Origin of the sequence: Streptomyces sp. CB01373 (assembly GCF_002803075.1) — a bacterium.
Classification (GTDB): domain Bacteria; phylum Actinomycetota; class Actinomycetes; order Streptomycetales; family Streptomycetaceae; genus Streptomyces.
The window spans coordinates 21,881-45,838 of sequence record NZ_NNBK01000012.1; the positions used below are offsets into that span (position 1 = coordinate 21,881).

The 23,958-nt window shown below is 73.5% G+C and carries 2 protein-coding genes (1 of these 2 running past the window's edge); both read right to left on the reverse strand.

Translation table 11 applies throughout. The annotated features are described in order from the left end of the window. The gene (locus tag CG719_RS19860; RefSeq protein WP_100570028.1) at window positions 1-11,697 is read right to left on the reverse strand and encodes a non-ribosomal peptide synthetase; all 11,697 of its coding nucleotides are present in this window, start codon (window positions 11,695-11,697) and stop codon (window positions 1-3) included. After that, window positions 11,691-23,958: the 3' portion of a non-ribosomal peptide synthetase gene (locus CG719_RS19865; RefSeq protein WP_100570029.1), read on the reverse strand. 1,904 nt of this gene lie beyond the right edge of the window; the window shows 12,268 of its 14,172 coding nt (coding positions 1,905-14,172); its start codon lies off the right edge, out of view — the gene reads right to left on this strand; the stop codon is at window positions 11,691-11,693. Before CG719_RS19865 ends, CG719_RS19860 begins: the two co-directional genes overlap by 7 nt.

Here is a 23,958-nt window from a genome sequence, read left to right on the forward strand (position 1 = left end):
CTACTTGCTTTCTCCGAGCTTCTCGGCGAGTACGCGGCCGATTTCCGCGGCCGGTTCAGCCTGCATCATATGGGCGTGGGTACAACGCACCACCCTGTATTCAATTTTTCCCGTCACGAACGGCCGCCAGCGCTCGGCCCGTTCGGCGAGTTCCGCGGCAGGCACCGTCTCGTCGGGCTCGGCGACGAGGACCAGTACGTCGCTGTCGAGCGGCCGCGGCTCGAAACCGCCGATGAGGGTGCGGCTGTTCGCGAACACCTGGGCCAGCGCGGCGATGGCGGACTCGTCGAGGTTGGCGAACACGCTCTGCCGTTCCCTCAGCACCTCTGCCACCATCGCGTACTCCAGCGGTTCGTCGCCCAGGCTGTCCATGTCGTGGCCGACGAAGTCCAGCATGATCCGCAGCGCGTCCTGCTGGTCGGGCAGGCGCTCCGGTTCCGGCTCGGAGCGGTCGATGGGGTACTGGTCGAGGTTGGCCAGCAGTCCGACCTCCTCGCCCGCGGCCCGGAGCTGGGTGGCCATGGCGTGGACCACCAGACTGCCAAGCGACCAGCCGAGCAGGTGGTACGGGCCGTTCGGCTGGACGCCGCGCACCTGCGCGACGTAGTCCGCCGCCATCTCCTCGATGCTGCCCGGCAGGTGCGCCGAGGGGTCGGCGAGGCCCCTGGCCTGGAGACCGTAGAGCGGGCGGTCCGCACCGATGTGCTTCATCAGCCCGGAGTAGACCCAGCTCAGGCCACCCGCCGGGTGCACGCAGAACAGGGGTGCCTTGTCGCCCGTGGTACGCAGCGGCAGCAGAACGTCCAGGGTGTCCCCCTCGGTGTCGCCCGCGAGCCGGTCCGCCAGCTCCGCGACGGTGGGCGCCTCGAAGATGGTGCGGATGCTCAGCCGTACGCCGAACGTGGCGCGGACCTTGGTGACCAGCCGCATCGACATGATGCTGTCGCCGCCGACGTCGAAGAAGCTGTCGTGCACGCCGACCGTCTCCAGCCCGAGCACCTCGGCGAACAGGCCGCACAGGATCTCCTCCCGCGGAGTGCGCGGCCCCGTCCAGTCCGTGGGGCTGAAGTCGGGCGCCGGCAGGGCCTTGCGGTCGAGCTTGCCGTGGGCGGTGAGCGGCAGCGCGTCGAGCACGACGAACGCGGCGGGCGTCATGTGGTCCGGCAGCCGCGCGGCCAGGGCGTCACGCAGCCGGGGCACCTCGACCGTCGCCCCGTCCGCCGGTACCACGTAGGCGACCAGGCTCTTCGCACCCTCCTCGTTCTCGCGGACGACGACGACCGCCTGACCCACGGTCTCGTGCCGGCCGAGTACGGTCTCGATCTCGCCGAGTTCGATGCGGAAGCCGCGGATCTTGACCTGTTCGTCGGCGCGTCCGACGAACTCCAGGGTGCCGTCCGGGGTCCAGCGGGCGATGTCGCCGGTGCGGTAGACGCGTGTCCCGGGTGGGCCGTAGGGGTTGGCGAGGAAGCGTTCCGCGGTGAGTGCGGGGCGGTTGAGGTAGCCGCGTGCGAGTCCGTCGCCGGTGACGTAGAGCTCGCCGGCGACACCGTGGGGGACGGGGCGGAGCGCGGCGTCGAGGACATAGGCGCGGGTGTTGATGACCGGGGTGCCGATGGGGACCGGGCCGCCGGGAGTGAGCGGTGCGCTGATGGTGGCGGCGACGGTGGCTTCGGTGGGGCCGTAGGCGTTGGTCATGCGGCGGCCGGGTGCCCAGCGGGTGACGAGTTCGGGTGGGCAGGCGTCTCCGCCGACGATGAGGCCCTGGAAGCCGGGGAGTTCGACGGCTGCTTGGGTGGGGATGCTGGCGAGTGCGGCCGGGGGGATGAGGGCGTGGGTGACCTGGTGGTCGCGTAGGACGTCGGCCAGGGCTTCGCCGACGAGGGGGCCGGCGGGTGGGACGACCATGGCGGCGCCTGCGGCGACCGCCGTGCACAGCTCCAGCACCGAGGCGTCGAAGCTGGGTGAGGAGAACAGCAGGACGCGTGAGTCTGCCTGGACGGTGAAGCGTTCGACGCAGGAGGCGGCGAAGGCGGCCAGGCCTCGGTGGGAGACGAGGACGCCCTTGGGGCGTCCGGTGGAGCCGGAGGTGTAGATGACGTAGGCGGGGTGGTCCGGTCGCAGAGCACCGGCGTTCACCGGAGAGCTGTCGGTGCCCAGGTCGGTGTCGGCGGTCAGCCAGCGTGTCCCGCCGCCCACTTCCCCGAGCCGTTCGGCGGTCTCCTGGGTGGAGAGGATCAGTGCGGGAGCCGCGTCGCCGAGGATGTACTCGATGCGTTCGGCCGGGTAGTCGGGGTCGATGGGCAGGTAGGCGCCGCCTGCCTTGAGTACGGCGAGTTGGGCCACGACCATGTCGACCGAGCGGCGCAGTATCAGTGCCACCAGTCGCTCGGGGCCGACTCCGGCGTCGATCAGGACGCGGGCGAGCCGGTTGGCCCGTTCGTCCGTCTCCCGATAGGACAGCGACTCCTCGCCGTGCACCAGCGCCACCGCGTCCGGGTTCCGCTCCACGGTCGCGCCGAACAACTCCGGGAACGTCACCGGCACCACATCACCACGCGCCGTGTCGTTCCACTCCACCAGCACCCGATGCCGTTCCTCGGGGGACAGCAGTTCGGCTTCGCCGACGGCCCGGTCCGGATCGGCCGCGAACTGGCTGATCAGCCCGACCAGCCAGTCCATCCAGCGCACCATCTCGGCGCGCTCGAACAGCTCGCCGCGGTACTCGAACTTCAGCAGTAGTTCGCGGGTCGGAACGGCGATCAGGGAGATCGGGTAGTGGTTCGCGTCCCGTGCCTCAAGGCCGGTGATCCGCTGGCCCTCGGTCGGCCTGCCGAGCGTTCCTGTGTCCATCGGATAGTTCTCGGTGACGGTGAGGGTGTCGAAGAGCTGGTCGACACCCTGCGCACGGAGGATGTCCGGCAGGCCCAGATACTGGTGGCCCATCAGCTCGGTCTGCCGGCTCTGAAGACCGTTCAGCAGCTCCGCCCACGACTCGCCGGGCCGCACCCGGACGCGTACCGGCAGTGTGTTGATGAACAGGCCGACCATGTTCTCCACGCCGTCGATCTCCGGCGGGCGGCCCGAGACCGTGCCGCCGAAGACGACGTCGTCGCGTCCCGTCAGCCGTCCCAGCAGAACACCCCAGGCCGCCTGGACGACGGTGTTGAGCGTGACACCGCAGCGCCGGGCAGCCGCGTTCAGCGCGGTGGTCAGCTCCTCGGGCACGCGGAACAGCAGCTCGTCCGGCACGGTCGCCCGGCGGCCGGAGTCCTCCGGCGCGATGAGCGTCGGTTCGCTGACGCCTTCGAGCACCCGCTGCCACGCGGCGAGCGCGGTCCCGCGGTCCTGCCGGCCCAGCCAGGACAGGTACTCACGGTAGGGGGTGGGCGCGGGAAGGTTCCCGCCCGCGTAGAGCACGAACAGATCGCGCATCACCAGCGGAGCGGACCAGCCGTCCAGCAGGATGTGGTGGGTGGTGAGGACGAACCGGCAGCGGTTCTCGCCCAGTTGGACGAGGGTGAACCGGAACAGCGGCGGCCGTTCCACCTCGAACCGGTCCACGCGGTCGGCGGCCATGAACGCGGCCAGCTCGGCGTCCCGCTCCTCGGGCGCGAGGCCGCTGAAGTCCGCCTCCCGCCACGGCAGTTCCACCCCGCGCCGCACCACCTGCACGGGCCGGTCCAGGCCCTGCTGCCGGAACGCGGCCCGCAGGTTGGCGTGCCGGTGCAGCAACCCGGCCGCGGCCTCCCGGAGCCTGGGGGCGTCCAGGCCGCCCTCGACGTCCACGGCGATCTGGATGTTGTAGACGTCGGGGGAGTGCTCGTCGAACTGGGCGTGGAAGAGCAGGCCCTCCTGCAACGGAGTGAGGGGCAGCACGTCCTCGAGCTGCTCCGGGTCGGCCGCCTCCACCATGTCGATCTGGGCCTGGGTCAGCGGAACCAGCGGAAGGTCGGAGGGGCTGTGACCACCGGCCGAGGGGCGCGCCACGTGCGCGACCAGCGCGCCGAGCGCCTCGAACCAGGTCTCGGCGAGCTCCCGCACCTCCTCCTCGGTGAACAACGCGTCCGCCCAGGACCAGACGGCGACCAGCCGCGGCCCGTCGGCGCGGTCCTGGGTCTGCGCGTTCAGGTCGATGCTGTGGCTCAGCGGTACGTCGGTGTCGCCGCCGCCGCCGAGTCCGCCGGACTCCGGGGCCGGGCTCCACTCCTGCGGCGTGGCCCGCGTCTCCTCCTCGGCGATGGCGAACCGGCCCAGGTAGTTGAAGCCGATCTGCGGCTTGGGCAGGCCCGCGAGCATCATGCTGGTCTGCGGGTTGAGGTAGCGCAGCAGGCCGTACCCGATGCCGTTCTCCGGCAGCCTGCGCAGCTGCTCCTTGACCTCCTTCAGGGCCCGGCCGGCCGACGCGCCCCCGGCGCAGAACTCACCCCAGTCGAGCGGGCCCGGGTCGACCCGGACCGGGAAGAGGCTGGTCAGCCAGCCGACGGTGCGGTGCAGGTCGACACCGTCGACGATCTCCTCACGGCCGTGGCCCTCCAGGTCGATCAGCACGCCCGTGTGGTCGCCCCGGCCGTGGGTCCGCCGCCACTGTGCCACCGCCGCGCCGAACGCGGTGAGCAGGACGTCGTTGACCCGGGCGTGGAAGGCGGCGGGCACGGTGGTGAGCAGCGCGGCGGTCAGGTCGGTGGGCAGGACCAGCGACATGGTGCGCGCGGTCGCGGTGATGTCCCGTCGCGGGTCGAGCGGTTCGGGGGTCAGCAGCGGGTCGGACGCGCCGAGCACGTCCAGCCAGGTCTCCAGCTCCCCGACCCGCTCGGCGTCCTGCGCGGCCTCGGTCAGCCGCTGGGCCCAGGTGCGCAACGAGGTTCCCACCGGCGCCAGTTCCGGCGTCCTGCCGGCCGCCACCTCGGCCCAGGCCTGAGCCAGATCGGGCAGCAGGATCCGCCAGGAGACGCCGTCCACGACCAGGTGGTGCACGACCAGCAGCAGCCGGCCGGGAGCGGAGGGACCCGCGTCGAACCACACCGCCTGCACCATCGCGCCGGTCTCGGGGTCGAGCCGGTCCCAGGCCGCCTGGACGTGCTCACCGATCCGGGCGTTGGTCTCCTCCCGGCCCAGCCCGGCGATGTCGACCCGGCGGACGCAGTCGGCGGCGCGCAGTTCGCCGCGAGACGGTATGTCCAGGTTCCAGATCAGCCCGCCGGTGCGGCGCAGCCGCATCCGCAGTGCGTCGTGGTGGTCGAGCACCGTTTGGAGGGCGGCTTCCAGGCGCTTCAGGCCGAGTTCGGCCGGGACGACGACCATCATGGTCTGGTTGAAGCGCCGGATCGGTCCGCCGCGCTCCCGCATCCAGTGGATGATCGGCAGCAGCGGCACCGAGCCGACGCCGTCGGTGTCCGCGAGGCTCACGGCGGACGTCCCGGCACCTCCGGCGGCAGCCGCTAGGCGGGCGACCGTCTTGTGCTCGAACACGTCCCGGGCGGTGAACTCGACGCCTGCCGCGCGCGCCCGGCTGACCAGCTTGATGGAGACGATGCTGTCGCCGCCGAGGTCGAAGAAGCTGTCGTCGATCCCCACCTCGGACAGGCCGAGCACCTCGGCGAACAGCCCGCACAGGATCCTCTCGGTCTCGTCGCGTGGCTCCCGGCTGCCCCGGGACGAGGTGAACTCGGGCGCGGGCAGGGCCTTGCGGTCGAGCTTGCCGTGAGGGGTGAGCGGCAGCGCGTCGAGCACGACGAACGCGGCGGGCATCATGTAGTCGGGCAGGCCGGCGCTCACCCGCTCCCGCAGCCGTGCGGTGTCGATCTCGGAGGCGGCGTCGGGCACGAGGTAGGCGACGAGCTGCTTGCGGTGCTCTTCGTCCTCCCGCGCGTTCACCACCGCCTGGGCGACGGCGGGGTCCTCGGCGAGTACGGTCTCGATCTCGCCGAGTTCGATGCGGAAGCCGCGGATCTTGACCTGTTCGTCGGCGCGTCCGACGAACTCCAGGGTGCCGTCCGAGGTCCATCGCGCGACGTCGCCGGTGCGGTACATCCGCGATCCGGGCCGGCCGAAGGGGTCGGCCACGAACCGCTCGGCGCTCAGCGCGGGGCGGTTGAGGTAGCCGCGGGCGAGTCCGTCGCCGGTGACGTACAACTCGCCGGCGACACCGACCGGGACGGGGCGCAGCCAGGCGTCCAGGACGAAGGCGCGGGTGTTGATCACCGGGGAGCCGATCGGCACGGCCCCGCCGGGGGTCAGAGGCGTGCTCGTCGAGACGGCGACGGTGGCTTCGGTGGGGCCGTAGGCGTTGATCATGCGGCGGCCGGGTGCCCAGCGGGTGACGAGTTCGGGTGGGCAGGCGTCTCCGCCGACGATGAGGCCCTGGAAGTGGGTGAGTCGGGTTGCCTGTTCGGTGGGGATGCTGGCGAGTGCGGCCGGGGGGATGAGGGCGTGGGTGACCTGGTGGTCGCGCAGGACGTCGGCCAGGGCTTCGCCGACCAGGGGGCCGGCGGGTGGGACGACCATGGCGGCGCCTGCGGCGACCGCCGTGCACAGCTCCAGCACCGAGGCGTCGAAGCTGGGTGAGGAGAACAGCAGGACGCGTGAGTCTGCCTCGACTGTGAAGCGTTCGACGCAGGAGGTGGCGAAGGCGGCGAGGCCGCGGTGGGAGACCACTACGCCCTTGGGGCGTCCGGTGGAGCCGGAGGTGTAGATGACGTAGGCGGGGTGGTCCGGTCGCAGAGCACCGGCGTTCACCGGAGAGCTGTCGGTGCCCAGGTCGGTGTCGGCGGTCAGCCAGCGTGTCCCGCCGCCCACTTCCCCGAGTCGTTCGGCGGTGTCCTCGGTGGAGAGGATCAGTGCGGGTGCGGCGTCGCCGAGGATGTACTCGATGCGTTCGGCCGGGTAGTCGGGGTCGATGGGCAGGTAGGCGCCGCCTGCTTTGAGTACGGCGAGTTGGGCCACGACCATGTCGACCGAGCGGGGCAGTATCAGTGCCACCAGTCGCTCGGGGCCGACTCCGGCGTCGATGAGGACGCGGGCGAGCCGGTTGGCCCGTTCGTCCGTCTCCCGATAGGACAGCGACTCCTCGCCGTGCACCAGTGCCACCGCGTCCGGGTTCCGCTCCACGGTCGCGCCGAACAACTCCGGGAACGTCACCGGCACCACGTCACCACGCGCCGTGTCGTTCCAGTCGTGCAGCAACTGCCGCCGTTCGGGCGCCGAGAGCACGTCGACGGCGCGCACCGGGAGTTCCGGTTCGGCGGCAACGGCCTCCAGGAAGCGCACCAGCCGCTCGCCCAGTTCCTCGACGGTCGAGCGGTCGAAGAGGTCGAGGCGGAACTCCATGAGGCCGCTGATCCCCTGAAGTCCGCCCTCGCGGTCGATGCTCTCGTTGAAGCTCAGCGAGAGGTCGAACTGGGTTGACTTGACCGGCACTTGGCGCACGGTGCAGTTCAGGCCGGACAGGCCCATGCTGCTCTCCGGCGTGTTCTGGAGTGCCAGCGAGACCTGGAAGAGCGGGTGGCGGGCCAGTGAGCGCTCCGGGTTGAGCACCTCCACCAGCCGCTCGAACGGCACGTCCTGGTGGGCGTAGGCGGCGAGGTCCGCCTCACGCACGCGGCCCAGCAGCTCGGTGAAGGTCGGATCGCCGGACAGGTCGGTGCGCAGTACCAGCGTGTTGATGAAGAAGCCGACGACCCGCTCCAGCGCGTCGTCCGTGCGGCCCGCGATCGGGCTGCCCAGCACCACGTCGGAGGTTGAGCCCAGCACCGACAGCAGCGAGGCCAGGCCCGCCTGGAGCACCATGAACAGGGTGGTGCCGGTCTGCCGGGCCAGCGCGGCGAGATCACGGTGCAGTTCGGCCGGCAGGTGCAGCAGCACCGAGTCGGCCCGGTAGTCGGCCTCGGCGGGCCGCGGGCGGTCCGTGGGCAGGCGCAGCTCGTCCGGCAGGCCGGTCAACGTCTGCTCCCAGAAGTCGAGTTGCCGGCGGATCAGGCTGTCCTGGTCGTCCTCGGAGCCCAGGATCCCGTAGTTCCACATGGTGTAGTCGGCGTACTGCACCGGCAGCGGCTGCCAGTCGGGCGCCGTACCGGCGGCCCGGGAGGTGTAGGCACGTGCCAGGTCGGCGGAGAACGGGTCGAGCGACCAGCCGTCGCCGGCGATGTGGTGCAGCACGGTCAGCAGGACGTGGGACTCCGGGCCGGTCTGGAACAGGGTGACCCGCAGGGGGGTCTCCACGGCCAGGTCGAAGCTCTGCGCGGAGGCCGCGGTGATGGCGGTGTCCAGGTCCTCCGCGGTGGTCCGCACGATGGCCAGCTCGCAGCCCCGGCCCGCAGGGAGGATGTCCTGGCGCGGCTCGCCGTCCCGGTCGGGGAAGACGGTGCGCAGGCTCTCGTGCCGGGCGACCACGTCCCGTACGGCGGCGCGCAGTGCGTCGACGTCGAGCGGGCCGCTGATCTGCACCGCGAGGACGATGTTGTGGGCGGTGCTGCTCTGCTCGAAGCGGTTCATGAACCAGAGCCGGCGCTGCGCGTAGGACAGCGGGATCTCCGCCGGCCGTTCCCACGGCCGCAGGGTGGCGCGGGCGCCGGCCGCGCCGCCGATCCTGCCGACCAGTTCGGCGACGGTCGGCGCCTCCCACAGCTCCCGCAGCGGCAGTTCGACCTCGAAGACCGATCTGATCCGGCTGACCACACGGGTCGCGTGCAGCGAATGGCCGCCCAGCTCGAAGAAGTTGTCGTGGACGCCGACCGACGTCAGGTTGAGCATCTCCGCGAACAGCCCGCACAGGATCTCCTCCTGCGGGGTGCGCGGGCCCTGGCGGGTCACCATGGCGGCGAAGTCGGGGGCGGGTAGCGCCTTGCGGTCCACCTTGCCGTTGGGGGTCAGCGGCAGCGCGTCCAGCGGGACGAAGACGGCCGGCAGCATGTAGTCGGGCAGCCGGGTCGCCGCGTGGGCGCGCAGCGCGTCCACCGCCGGCACCTTGCGGCCGGAGACCGGCACCAGATAGGCGACCAGGCGGTTCTCGCCCGACTCGTCGTCCCGGGCGACCACGGTGGCCTGGGAGACGTCGTCGTGCTCGGCCAGCACCGCCTCGATCTCGCCGGGTTCGACCCGGAAGCCGCGGATCTTCACCTGGTCGTCCACCCGGCCGACGAACTCCAGCTGGCCGTCGTCCGACCAGCGCGCCACGTCACCGGTGCGGTACATGCGGGAGCCCGGCGCGCCGAACGGGTCGGCCGTGAACCGCTCGGCGGTCGGTCCCGGCCGGCCCGCGTAGCCGCGGGCCACGCCGTCCCCGGCCAGGTACAGATCGCCCGCGACACCGACCGGGGTGGGGGACAGCGCCGAATCCAGTACGTAGGCACGGGTGTTGGCGATCGGCCGGCCGATCGGCGGAAGCCCCGGCCGGTCGCCCAGCAGCGCCGAGGTTGACCAGACGGTGGTCTCGGTCGGGCCGTAGACGTTGGTGACCTCGGCGGCCAGCGCGCGCAGCCGGGCGGCCAGGCCCGCCGGCACGGGCTCGCCGCCGACCAGGACCCGCAGCCCGGCCAGGGCCATCGGCCGCTCCGAGACCAGTGCCTGCCACAGGGTGGGGGTCGCCTGCATGAGCGTGGCGCCGGTGCCGGTGATCAGCCGCCCGAGCGCCGGCGGGTCGAGCACCTGGTCGCGGGAGGCGATGACCACGGTGGCGCCCGCGCTCAGCGGTACGAACAGTTCCAGCGCGGCGATGTCGAACGCGACGGTGGTGACAGCGACCAGCCGGTCGGCGGCGTCGACGCCGAACCGGGCCCGCATGTCGGCGACCAGGTTGGCGATGTTGGCGCGGGAGACCACGACGCCCTTGGGGCGGCCGGTGGAGCCGGAGGTGTAGATCGCGTAGGCGGGGTGGGCCGGACGGACCGGCGCGGTCAGGTCGGCGTCGGTCAGGCCGGTGCCGGGAAGCTGCGCGAGGGCGTCGGTGACGGCGGTCTCGTCCAGCACGACGCGCCGCACCCCGGGGACCTCGGGCAGGCCGGTCACGGAGGAGTCGGTGAGCAGCGCGCAGGGGCGTGCGTCGTCGAGGATGTAGCCGATCCGGTCGGCCGGGTACTCCGGGTCCAGGGGGACGTAGGCGCCGCCGGTCCTGAGGACCGCGAGCAGCGCCGTCAGCAGCGCCGCCCCGCGCGGCAGGGCCACGGCGACCCATGACTCCGGTCCGACGCCCGCGGCCGCGAGGTGGCGGGCGAGGCGGTTGGCGCGTTCGTCGAGCTCCCGGTAGGAGACCTCGCCGTCGGCGTCGATCACGGCGACGGCGTCCGGGGTGAGCGCCGCGTGCCTCGCGAAGGCGTCGACGACGGATTCGGCGCCCACGGGGACCGCGGTGTCGTTCCACTCCGTCAGCAGCAGGCGGCGTTCGGCCGGGGGCAGGGCCTGGACCCGGCCGACGGGTGCCTCGGGGTCGGCGTGGATGAGGGTGAGGATGCCGACCAGCGTGTCGAGGATGCCCTGCGCGCGCTCCCGGTCGAACAGGTCCGGGCGGTAGCCGAGCCGGATCCGCATGCGCCGGCCGGGCGCCGGGAACAGGCTCAGCGGGTAGTGGGTCGCGTCCTGGCCGACCGCGCCGGTGATCCGCAGGCCCTCTGCGAGTTCGCCGAGTCCGTCGGCCTCCACGGGATAGTTCTCGAACACGACCAGGGTGTCGAAGAGTTCGCCCGTCACCCCGGACTGCGCCTGGGCGTCGGCGAGCGTGAGGTGGTGGTGGTCGAGCAGGTCCACCTGCTGCCGCTGCTGCCGCTGCAGCAGCTCCGCCCAGGATTCGGCCGGCCGCGCGGAGACCCGTACCGGCAGGGTGTTGATGAACGAGCCGACCATGTTCTCCACGCCGGGGACCGCCGAGGGCCGGCCGGAGACGGTGCCGCCGAAGACGACGTCGTCGCGTCCGGTCAGCTTGCCCAGCAGGACGCCCCAGGCGGCCTGCACCACGGTGTTCAGGGTGACGCCGCAGCGCCTGGCCGTCTCGGCCAGCCCGCTGCTCAGCTCCTCCGGCAGCGTGACCAGCAGGTCCTGTGGGACCACCGCGCCGCGCTCGGCGTCCGGCGCGACCAGGGTGGGCTCCTGGACGTCGCCCAGCGCGTTGCGCCAGGCGGCGAGGGCGGCCCGCCTGTCCTGCCGTCCCAGCCAGGACAGGTAGTCGCGGTAGGGCGTCACCGGCGGCAGCTCGCCGCCGGAGTAGAGCGCGAACAGCTCGCGCATCAGCAGCGGTCCCGACCAGCCGTCGAGCAGGATGTGGTGGTTGGTCATCAGGAACCGGCAGCGGTTCCCGCCCAGCCGGATCAGAGTGAAGCGCAGCAGCGGCGCACGTCTCAGGTCGAACGGACGCACCCGGTCGGCGGCCATCAGCTCGGCGAGCCGGTCCTCCCGCCCGTCGGCCGGACCGTCGCTGAGGTCGATCTCGGACCAGGGCAGCTCGACGTTGCGGTACACCACCTGCACCGGATCGCCGTTCTTGCGGCGGCGGAAGCCGACCCGCAGGTTGGCGTGCCGGCGCAGCAGCCAGGCGGCCGCGTCACGAAGGCGGCCGGTGTCCAGGGCTCCGTCCAGGTCCACGGCGATCTGCACCGTGTAGACGTCGAGGGCGCTCTCGTCGTCCTGCGCGTACTGGGAGTGGAAGAGCAGCCCTTCCTGCAAGGGCGACAAGGGCAGGAGATCCTCGATGCGCGACTGGTTCACCATGACAACCCCTCGTCGTCCAGTTCGTTCTCGAACTCGTCCAGTTCCTGCTGGTCCACCGTGACCAGCGTGGGCGTGCCCGGCCGGGCGGGTGCCGCCGTCAGGGCACGGCCGCGGTCCACCATGGACGTCAGCGCCCGGAACCAGGCCTCGGCCAGGTCCCGTACGTCCGCCTCGTCGAACATCCCGTCGGGCCATGCCCAGGCGGCGACCAGCCGCGGGCCGTCGGCACGGTCCTCGGTCTGCGCGTTGAGATCCAGGCTGTGTGCCATGGGCATGGCCGCGTCGCCGCCGCCGGTCAGTCCGGCCAGGCCGGGCGGCGGGCTCCAGTCCTGGGCCGGGGCGTCACCGCCGCCGGCGGCGAACCGGCCCAGATAGTTGAAGCCGAGCTGCGGCGTGCGCAGGGCGGCCAGCTGCGGCCCGGTGCGCTCGTTGAGGTAGCGCAGCAGTCCGTAGCCGATGCCGCCGTCGGGCAGTTCGGCGAGCTGGGCGCGCACCTTGGCGAGCACGGCGTCCACCGCCGCGCCGCCGCCCCAGAAGTCGTTCCAGTCCACCTGCCCCGGATTGAGGCGCACCGGGAAGGAACTGGTGAACCAGCCGACGGTACGGCCCAGATCGGCGCCCCTGACCACCGGCTCGCGGCCGTGGCCCTCCATCTCGACCAGCACCGCGTTGCCCCGGGTCGGCCGGCGCCGGGCCCGCCAGGAGGCCACGGCCACCGTGTAGGCGGTGAGGAGTACGTCCTTGATCCCGGCGCCGAGGGCGCCCGGCACGCTCGTCAGCAGCGGCTCGGTCACCTCGGCGGGCAGGGTGAGGCGCAGGCTGTGCGCCGTGCCGAACACGTCACGCTCCCGGTCCAGCGGCCGGGCACCCAGCAGCGGGTCGGGGCCGCTCAACGCGGCTCGCCACAGTGGCAGTTCCTCGATCCGGGGCGCGCTGTTCGCCTCCTCGGCCAGGCGTCCGGCCCAGGTGCGCAGCGAGGTGGGCACCGCCTCCAGGAGCGGCTCCCGGCCGTCCGCCGCCCGGGACCAGGCGGCGGCCAGGTCCGGCAGCAGGATCCGCCAGGACACGCCGTCCACCACCAGGTGGTGCACGGCCAGCAGCAGCAGTCCGGGCCGGCCGGTACCGGCGTCGAACCAGACCGCCCGCACCAGAGAGCCGGACTCCGGGGTGAGCCGCCGCGCCGCCGCCCGGCCGTGCTCCACGAGCAGCGCGCGTTGCGCCTCGATGTCGCCGGAGGCGGCGGCGTCCGCGAAGTCCACGCGATGCACCAGCTGTTCGGCGCGCACCTCGCCCCGGGGGCGTACCTCGATCCGCCAGTCGTCGTCGCCGTCCCTGGCCAGCCGGAGCCGCAGCGCGTCGTGCCGGTCGAGCACGGCCTGTACGGCGTCGGTCAGTCGGGGCAGGTCGAGCGCGGCGGGCGTCCGGACCGTCATCGCCTGGTGGAAGCCGTCGACCGGGCCTCCGTGCTCCCGCCACCAGTGCATGATCGGGGTGAGCGGCAGTTCGCCGATGCCCGCGTCCGCGTCCTCGGCGAGGGACTCGGTCGCGGCCTCGGCGATCCGGGCGAGCGCCGCGGGGGTGCGATGCTCGAACACGTCCGCCACCGTCAGCTCGATCCCGGCCGTCCGGGCCCGGCTGACCAGTTGGATGGAGACGATGCTGTCGCCGCCGAGGTCGAAGAAGCCGTCGTCGGCCCCGACCGTCTCCCGGCCGAGCAGCTCGGCGAAGATCCGGCACAGGGCGGCCTCCCGCTCGGTGGCGGGGCCGCGGCCGGGCTCGCCGCCGAACTCGGGCGCGGGCAGGGCGGCACGGTCCAGCTTGCCGTTCGCGGTGAGCGGCAGCGCGTCCAGGACGGTGAAGGCGGCGGGGACCATGTAGTCCGGCAGCGCGGCCGCGACGTCCTTGCGCAGCACGGCGGGCTCCGGTGGCCGGGCTCCCTCGTCCGGGACCACGTAGGCCACGAGCTGTCTGAGGCCCGGCTGGTCCTCCCGCACGATCACCGCGGCCTGGGCGAGTCCGGGCCGGGCGAGCAGCACGGTCTCGATCTCGCCGGGTTCGACGCGGAAGCCCCGGATCTTGACCTGCTGGTCGGATCGGCCGACGAACTCCAGCTCGCCGCCGCGGTTCCAGCGTACGAGGTCGCCGGTCCGGTACATGCGGGCGCCGGCCGGACCGAACGGGTCGGCGACGAACCGCTCCGCGGTCAGCGCCGGGCGGCCCAGGTAGCCGAGGGCCACTCCGGAGCCGGCGATGCAGAGTTCGCCCGCGACGCCCACCGGCACCGGCCGCAGCCGCTCGTCGAGGACCGCCACGCGGGTGCCCGCGACCGGGCGGCCGATCGGCGGCGCCGTGTCGCCGGACAGCGGACCGCTGAGTGTGGCGGCGATGGTGGTCTCGGTCGGCCCGTAGACGTTGACGACGGTGCGTCCGGCCGACCAGCGGGCCAGCAGGCCCGGCGAGAGCGCCTCTCCGCCGGAGACGACGCAGCGCAGGCTGGGCAGCTCCCGCTCCGGGAGGGTGCCCAGGAGCGGGGCCGGCAGCATGACGTGGGTGGCGCCGGCGGCTTCGATGGCGTCGGCCAGGCCCTCACCGACCAGTTCCCGGCCCGGGCCGGGAAGGGCGAGCGTGGCCCCGGACAGCAGGGTCATCGCCAGATCGCCGACCGACACGTCGAAGTTGGCCGACACCACCTGGAGCACCCGGCTCCCGCCGTCCAGGCCCAGCCGTTCGACGTGGCTGTGCACGAACGACGCCAGACCGGTGTGCCCGACCAGCACGCCCTTGGGCCGGCCGGTCGACCCGGAGGTGTAGACGACATAGGCGGGGCTGTTCACGACTGCCGCCGCCGGGGGGTCGGTCGCCGGGCGCGCGGCCACCGAGGCGGCGAACCCCGGCTCGTCCAGGACCCAGGCGGGCACGGCCGGTGCGTCCGGCAGCAGGCCGCGGGAGGCCTCGGTGGCCAGCAGGGCGGCCGGTGCCGCGTCCGCGAGCATGAACGCCACGCGCTCGGCCGGATACTCCGGATCCACCGGCAGATGGACGGCGCCCGCCTTGGCCACCGCCAGGAACGCGGCGACCTGGAGCGGGGAGCGCGGGACGGCGACCGCGACGGTCCGGCCCGGGGCGACCCCGCGGGCGATCAGTTCGTGGGCCAGCCGGTTGGCCCGCCGGTTCAGCTCGGCGTAGCTGGTCCGCTCGCCCTCGCACCACAGGGCGGTCGCCCGCGGGGTGCGCGCCGCCTGCGCCTCGAACAGCTCCGCCAGGGTGCCCGCCGGCACCTCGGACGCGGTGCCGCGCCAGGCGCCGAGCAGCAGCTCCCGCTCGCCGGAGGTCAGCAGGTCGTGCTCGCCGATCGGCCGGTCCGGCTCGGCCAGCAGCCGCTCCAGCAGGGCGACCAGCCGGTCCGCCAGCGACTGGACGGTGCCCTCGGTGAACAGGTCGGTGCTGTACTCCACCACACCGACGACGCCGTCCGGCCGCCCTTCCGCGTCCACCGTCTCGGCCAGGTTGAACGCCAGGTCGAACTTGGCCACCCGCAGGCCGTGCGGCTGCTGGGCGATGACCAGGTCGTCGCCGAGGCTCAGCTCGGCGGGCGGGGTGTTCAGCAGGTTCAGCATGACCTGGAGCAGCGGGTGCCGGGACATCGAGCGGGTGGGGGCGAGCACCTCCACGAGCCGTTCGAAGGGCACGTTCTGGTTCTCGAAGGCGGCGACGTCGGTGCGCCGCACCCGCTCCACCAGCGCCCGGAAACTGGGGTCGCCGCTGGTGTCGGTGCGCAGCACCAGGGTGTTGACGAAGAAGCCGACCAGCTCGTCCAGGGCGTCGTCGGTGCGTCCGGCGACCGTGGTGCCCAGCGGGATGTCGCTGCCCGCGCCGATCCGGCCGAGCAGCGCGGCGAGGGCGGCCTGCAGGACCATGAAGGGGCTGGCCCCGGCCGTCTTCGCCAGCTCCGCCAGCGCACGGTGCACCGGGGGCTCAAGCCGCAGCCGGACCAGTCCGCCCCGGTGGCTGGGCCGGGCCGGGCGCGGCAGATCGGTGGGCAGCGCCAGCTCCTCCGGCATACCGGCCAGTTGCTCGCGCCAGTAGCCCAACTCCGCGGCAAGACGCGAGTCCTGGTCGTCCTCGCTGCCCAGCACGTCGCGCTGCCACAGGGCGTAGTCGGCGTACTGCACGGCGAGCGGCGTCCATTGCGGCGCCCGCCCGGCCGTCCGTGCCCGGTAGGCGTCGGACAGGTCGCGCAGCAGCGGGCCGAGCGACCAGCCGTCGCAGCTGATGTGGTGGACCAGGAACACGAGCACGTGGTCGCGCGGGCCCACGGTGAACAGGTGAGTGCGCAACGGCAGTTCGGCGGCCAGGTCGAAGCCGTGAGCGACGGCCGCGGCGACCGCGGCGTCCAGTTCCTCCGGTGCCACGTCGGCGATCCGCAGCGGGGGCGTCGCCGTCTCCGGGTCGAGGATCTCCTGGCGGGGGGTGCCGCCGGTCTCGGGGAACGTGGTGCGCAGGCTCTCGTGCCGGGCGACCACGTCACCGATCGCGGACCGCAGCGCCTCCACGTCGAGGTCGCCGGTGAGCCGCATGGACAGCGGGATGTTGTAGGTGGGGCTCGGGCCCTCCAGACGGTTGAGGAACCACAGGCGGCGCTGGGCGAACGACAGCGGGACGTGCTCGGGCCGCGGCTGCGGCACCACGGTCTGCCGGGCGTCCCCCGCCCCGCCGACCAGCACGGCCAGGCCGGCCACCGTGGGGTTCTCGAAGAAGTCGCGCAGCGGCAGTTCGGCGGCGAACTCGCTGCGGATCCGGCTGACCAGCTTGGTCGCCTGCAGCGAGTGCCCGCCGAGCTCGAAGAAGTTCGCCTCGACGTCGACATCCTCGTCGCCCAGCACCTCGGCGAAGATCCGCCGCAGCCCGGCCTCGGTCGCGTTGCGCGGCGCACGGCCACCGGACGGGCCGGTCGGCTCCGGCGCGGGCAGCGCCCTGCGGTCGATCTTCCCGTTGGGCGTCAACGGGAGCGCCGGGAGCACCATGAAGGCCGACGGCACCATGTACTCCGGCAGCCGCGCGGCCACATGCTCCCGCAGCGCAGCCACCGCGGGTGCCGTACGGTCCTCCGCGGCGACCACATAGGCGACCAGGCGCCGCTCGCCGGGCTCGTCCTCCCGGGCCAGTACGGCGGCCTGCGCCACGTCGGCGTGGGCGGCGAGCAGCGACTCGATCTCGCCCGGCTCGATCCGGAAACCGCGGATCTTGACCTGGTCGTCGGCACGGCCGACGAACTCCAGGTCGCCGTCCGGCAGCCAGCGCACCAGGTCGCCGGTCCGGTACATCCGGGAGCCGGAGGGACCGTACGGGTCGGCCGTGAACCGCTCGGCGGTCAGCCCCGGCCGGCCGGCATAGCCGCGGGCCAGACCGGCGCCGGCCAGGTAGGCCTCGCCGGGCGTGCCGACCGGGACCGGTCGCAGCGCCTCGTCGAGGACCAGCACCCGGACGTTCCACAGCGGGCGGCCGATCGGCGGGTTGACGCCCGCGGTGAGCGGTCCGCTGACGGTGGCGCACACGGTCGCCTCCGTCGGGCCGTAGGCGTTGAGCAGCCGCCGGCCGTCCGCCCAGCGGGCGATCAGGTCGGGCGTGGACGCCTCACCCGCGACGATCACGTTCATGCCGTCCGGGAGCGCGCCCCGCGGCAGCACGGCGAGCGCGGCCGGCGGGATGTTGGCGTGCGTCACGCGTTCCCGGGCCAGCAGCGCGGCCAGCGGCTCGCCGACGGCCAGGTCGGCGGCGGGGGCCATCACCAGGACGCCGCCGACCAGCAGCGGCGCGAGTATCTCCCAGATGGCGGCGTCGAAGCTGGAGGAGGCGAACTGGAGCATCCGGCTGCTCGCGTCGAGCTCGAACTGCTCGCGGATCGCGCCGAATCCGCCGATGCCCGTGTGCGGGACCACCACCCCCTTGGGCGTGCCGGTGGAGCCGGAGGTGTAGATCATGTAGGCGGCGTTGGCGGGGGAGGCCGTGCGGCCCGTGTCCGGGGCGGTGTCCGGCAGCGCGGCGAGTTCGGCGCGCACACCGGCGTCGTCCAGCAGCACCCGGGGGACGCCGGAGGCGGGCAGCCCGGCGTCGGCCGGTCCCTCGGTCAGCAGTACGGCGGGCCGGGCGTCGGCGAGCATGAAGGCGATCCGCTCGGCCGGATAGGCCGGGTCGACCGGCAGGTACACCCCACCCGCCTTGAGCACCGCCAGCAGGGCGACGACCGACCGAGGCGTGCGCGGCAGCGCGACCGCCACCACGTCCTCGGGGCCGATGCCCCTGCGGACCAGCAGGTGCGCGAGACGGTCGGACTCGGCGTCCAGGCGCGCGTAGCTCAGCTCCGTGCCGTCGTATCGGAGCGCCACCGCGTCCGGGGTGGCTGCGGCCTGACGGCCGAACAGCTCCGCGATCGTGCCGCGCGGCACATCGCGCGCGGTCGCGTTGAAGTCGTGCAGCACCTGCCGCCGTTCCGCCGGGGAGAGCACCTCGAGCCGGCTGATCGGCAGGTCGGGGTCGGCGCACACGGCGTCCAGCAGGCGCAGCAGCCGGCCGGCCATCCGCGAGACGGTCTCCGGGTCGAACAGGTCGTCGCTGTACTCGACCAGGCCGGTCATACCGAGCGGCGCGCCCCGCTCGTCGTAGCGTTCGCGCAGGCTGAATGCCAGGTCGAACTTGGCGGCGCCGATGCCGACGCCCTGCGCGCCGATCTCCAGGCCGGGCAGGCCGATCTCGACGTCGGCGGTGTTCTGCAGGTTCAGCCACACCTGGAAGAGTGGGTGGCGGCCGAGCGAGCGTTCGGGGTTGAGCACCTCCACCAGACGCTCGAACGGCACCTCCTGGTGGGCGTAGGCGGCGAGGTCGTTCTCGCGGACCCGGTCGAGCAGCGCGGTGAAGGTCGGGTCGCCGCCGGTGTCGGTGCGCAGCACCAGGGTGTTGACGAAGAAGCCGACCAGGTCGTCCAGCGCCTCGTCGTCGCGGCCAGCGACCGGGGTGCCCAGCGGGATGTCGGTGCCCGCGCCGAGCCGGGTCAGCAGCGCGGTGAGCGCGGCCTGACCGACCATGAACAGGCTGGTCCTGGTCCGCCGGGCCAACCGCGCCATCCGCTCGTGCAGTTCGGCCGGGACCGCGAAGGGAACCGTGGAGCCCCTGTGGCTGGCCACCGCGGGCCTCGGCCGGTCGGCGGGCAGCCGCAGCTCGTCCGGCAGCCCGGTCAACGAGGCCCGCCAGAACTCCAGTTGCCGGGCGATCTCACTGTCCGGCGCGGTCTCGCTGCCCAGCACGTCGCGCTGCCACAGCGTGTAGTCCGCGTACTGGACCGGCAGCGGCGCCCAGCCGGGCGCGCGGCCCGCCAGCCGGGCGCCGTACGCCTCGGCCAGGTCGCGTGCCATCGGCGCCATGGACAGACCGTCGCCCGCGATGTGGTGCATCACGAGGAGCAGGACGTGCCGGTCCGCGCCGAGCCGGAACAGGTGGGCCCGCAACGGCAGTTCACCGGCCAGGTCGAAGCCGCGGAAGGCGGCCTCCTCCAGGGCGGCGTCCAGACCGGCCTCGTCGGTCTCGGTGACGGTGAAGACCGGGGCGGCCTGCCCGGCCGGGGCGACCGACTGGCGGGGAACGCCGTCGACCTCGGGGAACGTGGTGCGCAGGCTCTCGTGGCGGGCCACCACGTCACCGAGCGCGGCCTTGAGCGCGGGCACGTCCAGCGCCCCGGTCAGCCGGGCGGCCAGCGGCAGGTTGTACGTGGAGCTCGGGCCCTCCAGGCGGTTGAGGAACCACAGCCGACGCTGAGCGAACGACAGCGGGACCAGGTCCGTGCGGGGCATCGCGCGGACCGCGGGGCGCGCGCCCGCCGCGCCGGACGCCTTGCCGGCCAGGCCCGCCACGGTCGGGGACTCGAAGACGTCCCGTACGGCCAGTTCCACGCCCAGTGCGCCGCGGATCCGGCCGACCAGCCTGGTGGCCAGCAGCGAGTGGCCGCCGAGGGCGAAGAAGTCGTCTTCGACGCCGACCGATCCGACGCCGAGCACCTCGGCGAACAGACCGCACAGGATCTCCTCCCGCGGGCCGCGCGGGGCACGGCCCGCGGGCTCCTCGGCCTCGGGCGCCGGCAGCGCGGCCCGGTCCAGCTTGCCGCTGGGCGTCAGCGGGAACGCGTCCATGAGCACGAGCGCCCCGGGCACCATGTGGTCCGGCAGCGCGGCCGCGACGTGCGCGCGCAGCTCCGCCCGCGCGATCGCGCCGGACACCGGCACCACGTAGCCGACCAGGCGGCGGCCGCCCCGCCCGTCGTCCCGGGCGACCACGGCGGCCCGCGCCACCTCCGGGTGGGTGCGCAGTACGGCCTCGATCTCGCCCGGCTCGATCCGGAAGCCGCGGATCTTCACCTGCTGGTCCGCGCGGCCGGCGTACTCCAGCTCACCGTCGCGGTTCCAGCGCACCAGGTCGCCGGTGCGGTACATGCGGGTGCCGGGCGGCCCGAACGGGTCGGCGGTGAACCGCTCGGCGGTCAGACCCGGACGGTCGTGATAGCCGCGGGCCAACTGGGCGCCCGCGATGTAGAGTTCGCCGCCGACTCCGTCCGGCACCGGCCGCAGGGCCGCGTCCAGCACGTACACCTGGGTGTTCCACACCGGGCGCCCGATCGGCGCGCCGGTCCGGGGCCAGGCCGACCGGTCAGCGGGCAGGGTGTGCGCGGTGACCACGTGGGTCTCGGACGGGCCGTAGTGGTTGTGCAGCACACGCTCCGGGTGCGCGCCGCACAGCTCGCGCACCCGGTCGCCCAGCACCAGCGCCTCACCGGCCTGCGCGATGTGCCGCAGGTCCGGAAGGCCGTTGCCGTGCTCGGCGACCGCCTCGCCGAGGGCGTCCAGCATCATGGTGGGCGCGTACAGCTCGGTGACCTTCCGCTCCCGCAGCCAGGTCGCGAACCTCGCCGGGTCGCGCCGGGTCTCCTCGTCGGGCACCACCAGCGTCCTGCCGTCGAGCATGGCCGACAGGATCTCCTGGGCCGAGACGTCGAAGCTGATCGCGGTGAACTGGGCGGTCCGGGCGCCGGGTTCGGCGGGGACGGCCGCGGAGTGCCAGCACAGCAGGTTGACCAGCGCGCCGCCGGGCATCACCACGCCCTTGGGGCGGCCGGTCGAGCCGGACGTGTAGATCAGGTAGGCGGGGTGCCGCGGCAGCAGCGGCCCGGCCCGCTCGTCGTCGCCGGGGTCGGTGTCCGGCAGCGCGGCCAGTTCGGCCAGTACGGCCGGGTCGTCCAGCGCCAGCGTCGGCCCGGCGGGCAGCCGGCCGGCGGCTCCGGTGGCGGTCAGCAGCACCCGTGGAGCGGCGTCGGCCAGCATGAAGGCGATCCGCTCGGCCGGGTACTCCGGGTCGACCGGCAGATAGCCCGCGCCGGACTTGAGCACGGCCAGCAGAGCCACGGCCAGCTCCGCCGAGCGGGGCAGGGCCAGCCCCACGATGTCCTCGGGGCCGACGCCGCGGCCGATCAGCAGCCGGGCGAGCCGGTTGGCCCGCGCGTTCAGCTCGGCGTAGGTCAGCTCCTCGTCACCGCACACCAGCGCGGGAGCGGCGGGGTGTCGGGCGACCCCGGCCTGGAACAGCTCGGGCAGCGAGGCGGCGGGCACCTCGTGCTCGGTGGCGTTGCGGGTGACCAGCAGCTCGTGGCGGGCGACCGGGTCCAGCACGTCGACCTTGCTCACCGGGCGGGCCGGTTCGGCGACGACGCCCTCCAGCACCCGTACGAAGGCCGCCGCGATCCGCTCCGCCGTCGGCTCGTCGAACAGGTCCGCGCTGTACTCCACGAAGCCCTCGACGCCGCCCGGCCGCCCGTCGGCCGTGTAGCTCTCGCGCAGGCTGAACAGCAGGTCGAACTTGGACACCCCGGTGTCGACGCGCTGCGTGCCGACCCGGACGCCCGGCAGCCGGAACGGCGCGGTCGGGTTGTTGTGCAGGGTGAGCATCACCTGGAACAGCGGGTGCCGGGACATCGCACGGCTGGGGTTCAGCACCTCGACCAGCCGCTCGAACGGCACCTCCTGGTGGGCGTAGGCGGCCAGGTCGGCCTCCCGGACCCGGCCAAGGAGGTCACGGAAGTCGGGGTCCCCGGACAGGTCGGTGCGCAGCACCAGGGTGTTGATGAAGAAGCCGACCAGGTCGTCCAGCGACTCGTCGCCGCGCCCGGCGATCGGCGTGCCGAGCGGGATGTCGGAACCGGCGCCCAGCCGGTGCAGCAGCACCGACAGACCCGCCTGCAACGTCATGAACACGCTGGCCTGGCAGGTGCGGGACAGCGCGACCAGGCGCTGGTGGACCTCCCGGTTGATCCGGAAGCCCACCGTGCCGCCCCGGTAGGAGGGGGTCGCGGGACGCGGCCGGTCGGCCGGCAGGTTCAGCTCGTCCGGCAGGCCGGCCAGCGTCTCGCTCCAGAAGGCCAGTTGCCGCGAGACCGCGCTGTCCGGGTCGTCCTCGCTGCCGAGCACGTCGCGCTGCCACAGGGCGAAGTCCGCGTACTGCACGGGCAACGGCTCGAACGACGGCTCACCGCCCTCGCGTCGCGCGCCGTACGCGGCGGACAGATCGCGGCCGAACGGCACGGCCGACCACTCGTCCATCACGATGTGGTGCATCACCACCAGCAGCACGTGCTCCTCGTCGCCCAGCCGCAGCAGCCGCGCCCGTACCGGCGGCTCGGCGGTCAGGTCGAAGCCCTCGCCCGCGGCCCCGGCCAGCGCCGCGTCGAGACCGGCCCGGTCGACGTCGCTCACCCGCAGCTCCGGGACAGCGTCCACCACGACCTGGCAGGGCGTGCCGTCACGGTCCGGGAAGACCGTGCGCAGGCACTCGTGCCGCCGCGCCACGTCGGCCAGCGCCGCGCGCAGCGCCGCCACGTCCAGCGGGCCGGTCAGCCGGGCCGCCATCGGCACGTTGTACGCCGGGCTCGGGCCCTCGAACCGGTTGAGGAACCACAGCCTGGTCTGCTGGAGCGACAGCGGGACGTCGGCCGGGCGCGGCACCGGCTCGATCCGCCGGGTCACCGGGCCTTCCGAGGTGAGCAGTTGGGCGAGCGCGGCCACGGTCGGCGACTCGAACAGGCTGCGCAGCGAGAGCCGCACGCCGAACACCGAGCGGATCCGGGTGACCAGGCGGGTCGCCAGCAGGGAGTGGCCGCCGAGCTCGAAGAAGCTGTCGTCGATGCCGACGACGGACGCGCCGAGGATCTCCGCGAACAGCCCGCACAGGATCTCCTCCTGGGGAGTGCGCGGTGTGCGCCCCGAGGCCACCCCGGAGAAGTCCGGGGCGGGCAGTGCCCGCCGGTCCAGCTTCCCGTTGGGCGTCACCGGGAGCTCGTCGAGCGTCACGAACGCCGCGGGCACCATGTGGGCCGGCAGCGCGTCCGACACGGCGGCGCGCACGGCGGCCACGGTCGGCGCGGCGGCACCGGCCTCCGGCACCAGGTAGGCGACCAGCCGGTGGTCTCCCGGCCGGTCCTCGCGGACGATCACACTGGCCTGGGCGACGCCGTCCCGGGCCAGCAGCACCGACTCGATCTCGCCCGGCTCGATGCGGAAGCCGTGGAGCTTCACCTGGCTGTCGGCGCGTCCCTGGAAGACGAGTCGGCCGTCCCGGTCCCAGGTGGCGATGTCTCCCGTGCGGTACATACGGGCGCCGGGGCCCTCGAAGGGGCTGGCGACGAAGCGTTCGGCGGTGAGCGCCGGACGGTCGAGGTAGCCGCGTGCGAGGCCCGCTCCGGAGAGGTAGAGCTCGCCGGGGACACCGGGCAGGACCGGGCGCAGCGCGGAGTCCAGGAGGTAGACGCGGGCGCCCGTGATGGGGCCGCCGATGGGCGGTACGACCTCTCCGGCGAGCGGGGCGCTCATGGTGGCGCACACGGTGGTCTCGGAGGGGCCGTAGGCGTTGATCATGCGGCGGCCCGCGGACCAGCGGCCGACGAGTTCGGGGGCGGTGGCCTCCCCGGCGACCACGAGGGTGATGCCCTCGGGCAGGGCGTCCCGGTCGAGGACGGCGAGGGCGGCCGGGGGGATGGTGGCGTGCGTGACGCGCTGTTCGGCGACGAGTTCGGCCAGCGGCGGGCCGGGGCGGAGCCGTTCGGCGGGCGCCAGGACGAGGGCCGCTCCGGTGAGCAGGCCCATGGCCAGCTCCCAGAAGGCGGCGTCGAAGCTGAGGGAGGCGAACTGCAGGACGCGGCTGCCGGGGCCGACGTCGAAGCGTTCGGTC

Coding starts and splice junctions, on each gene's coding strand:
- CG719_RS19860 (WP_100570028.1), bottom strand. CDS start 11,697: ATGGTGAACCAGTCGCGCATCGAGGATCTCCTGCCCTTGTCGCCCTTG.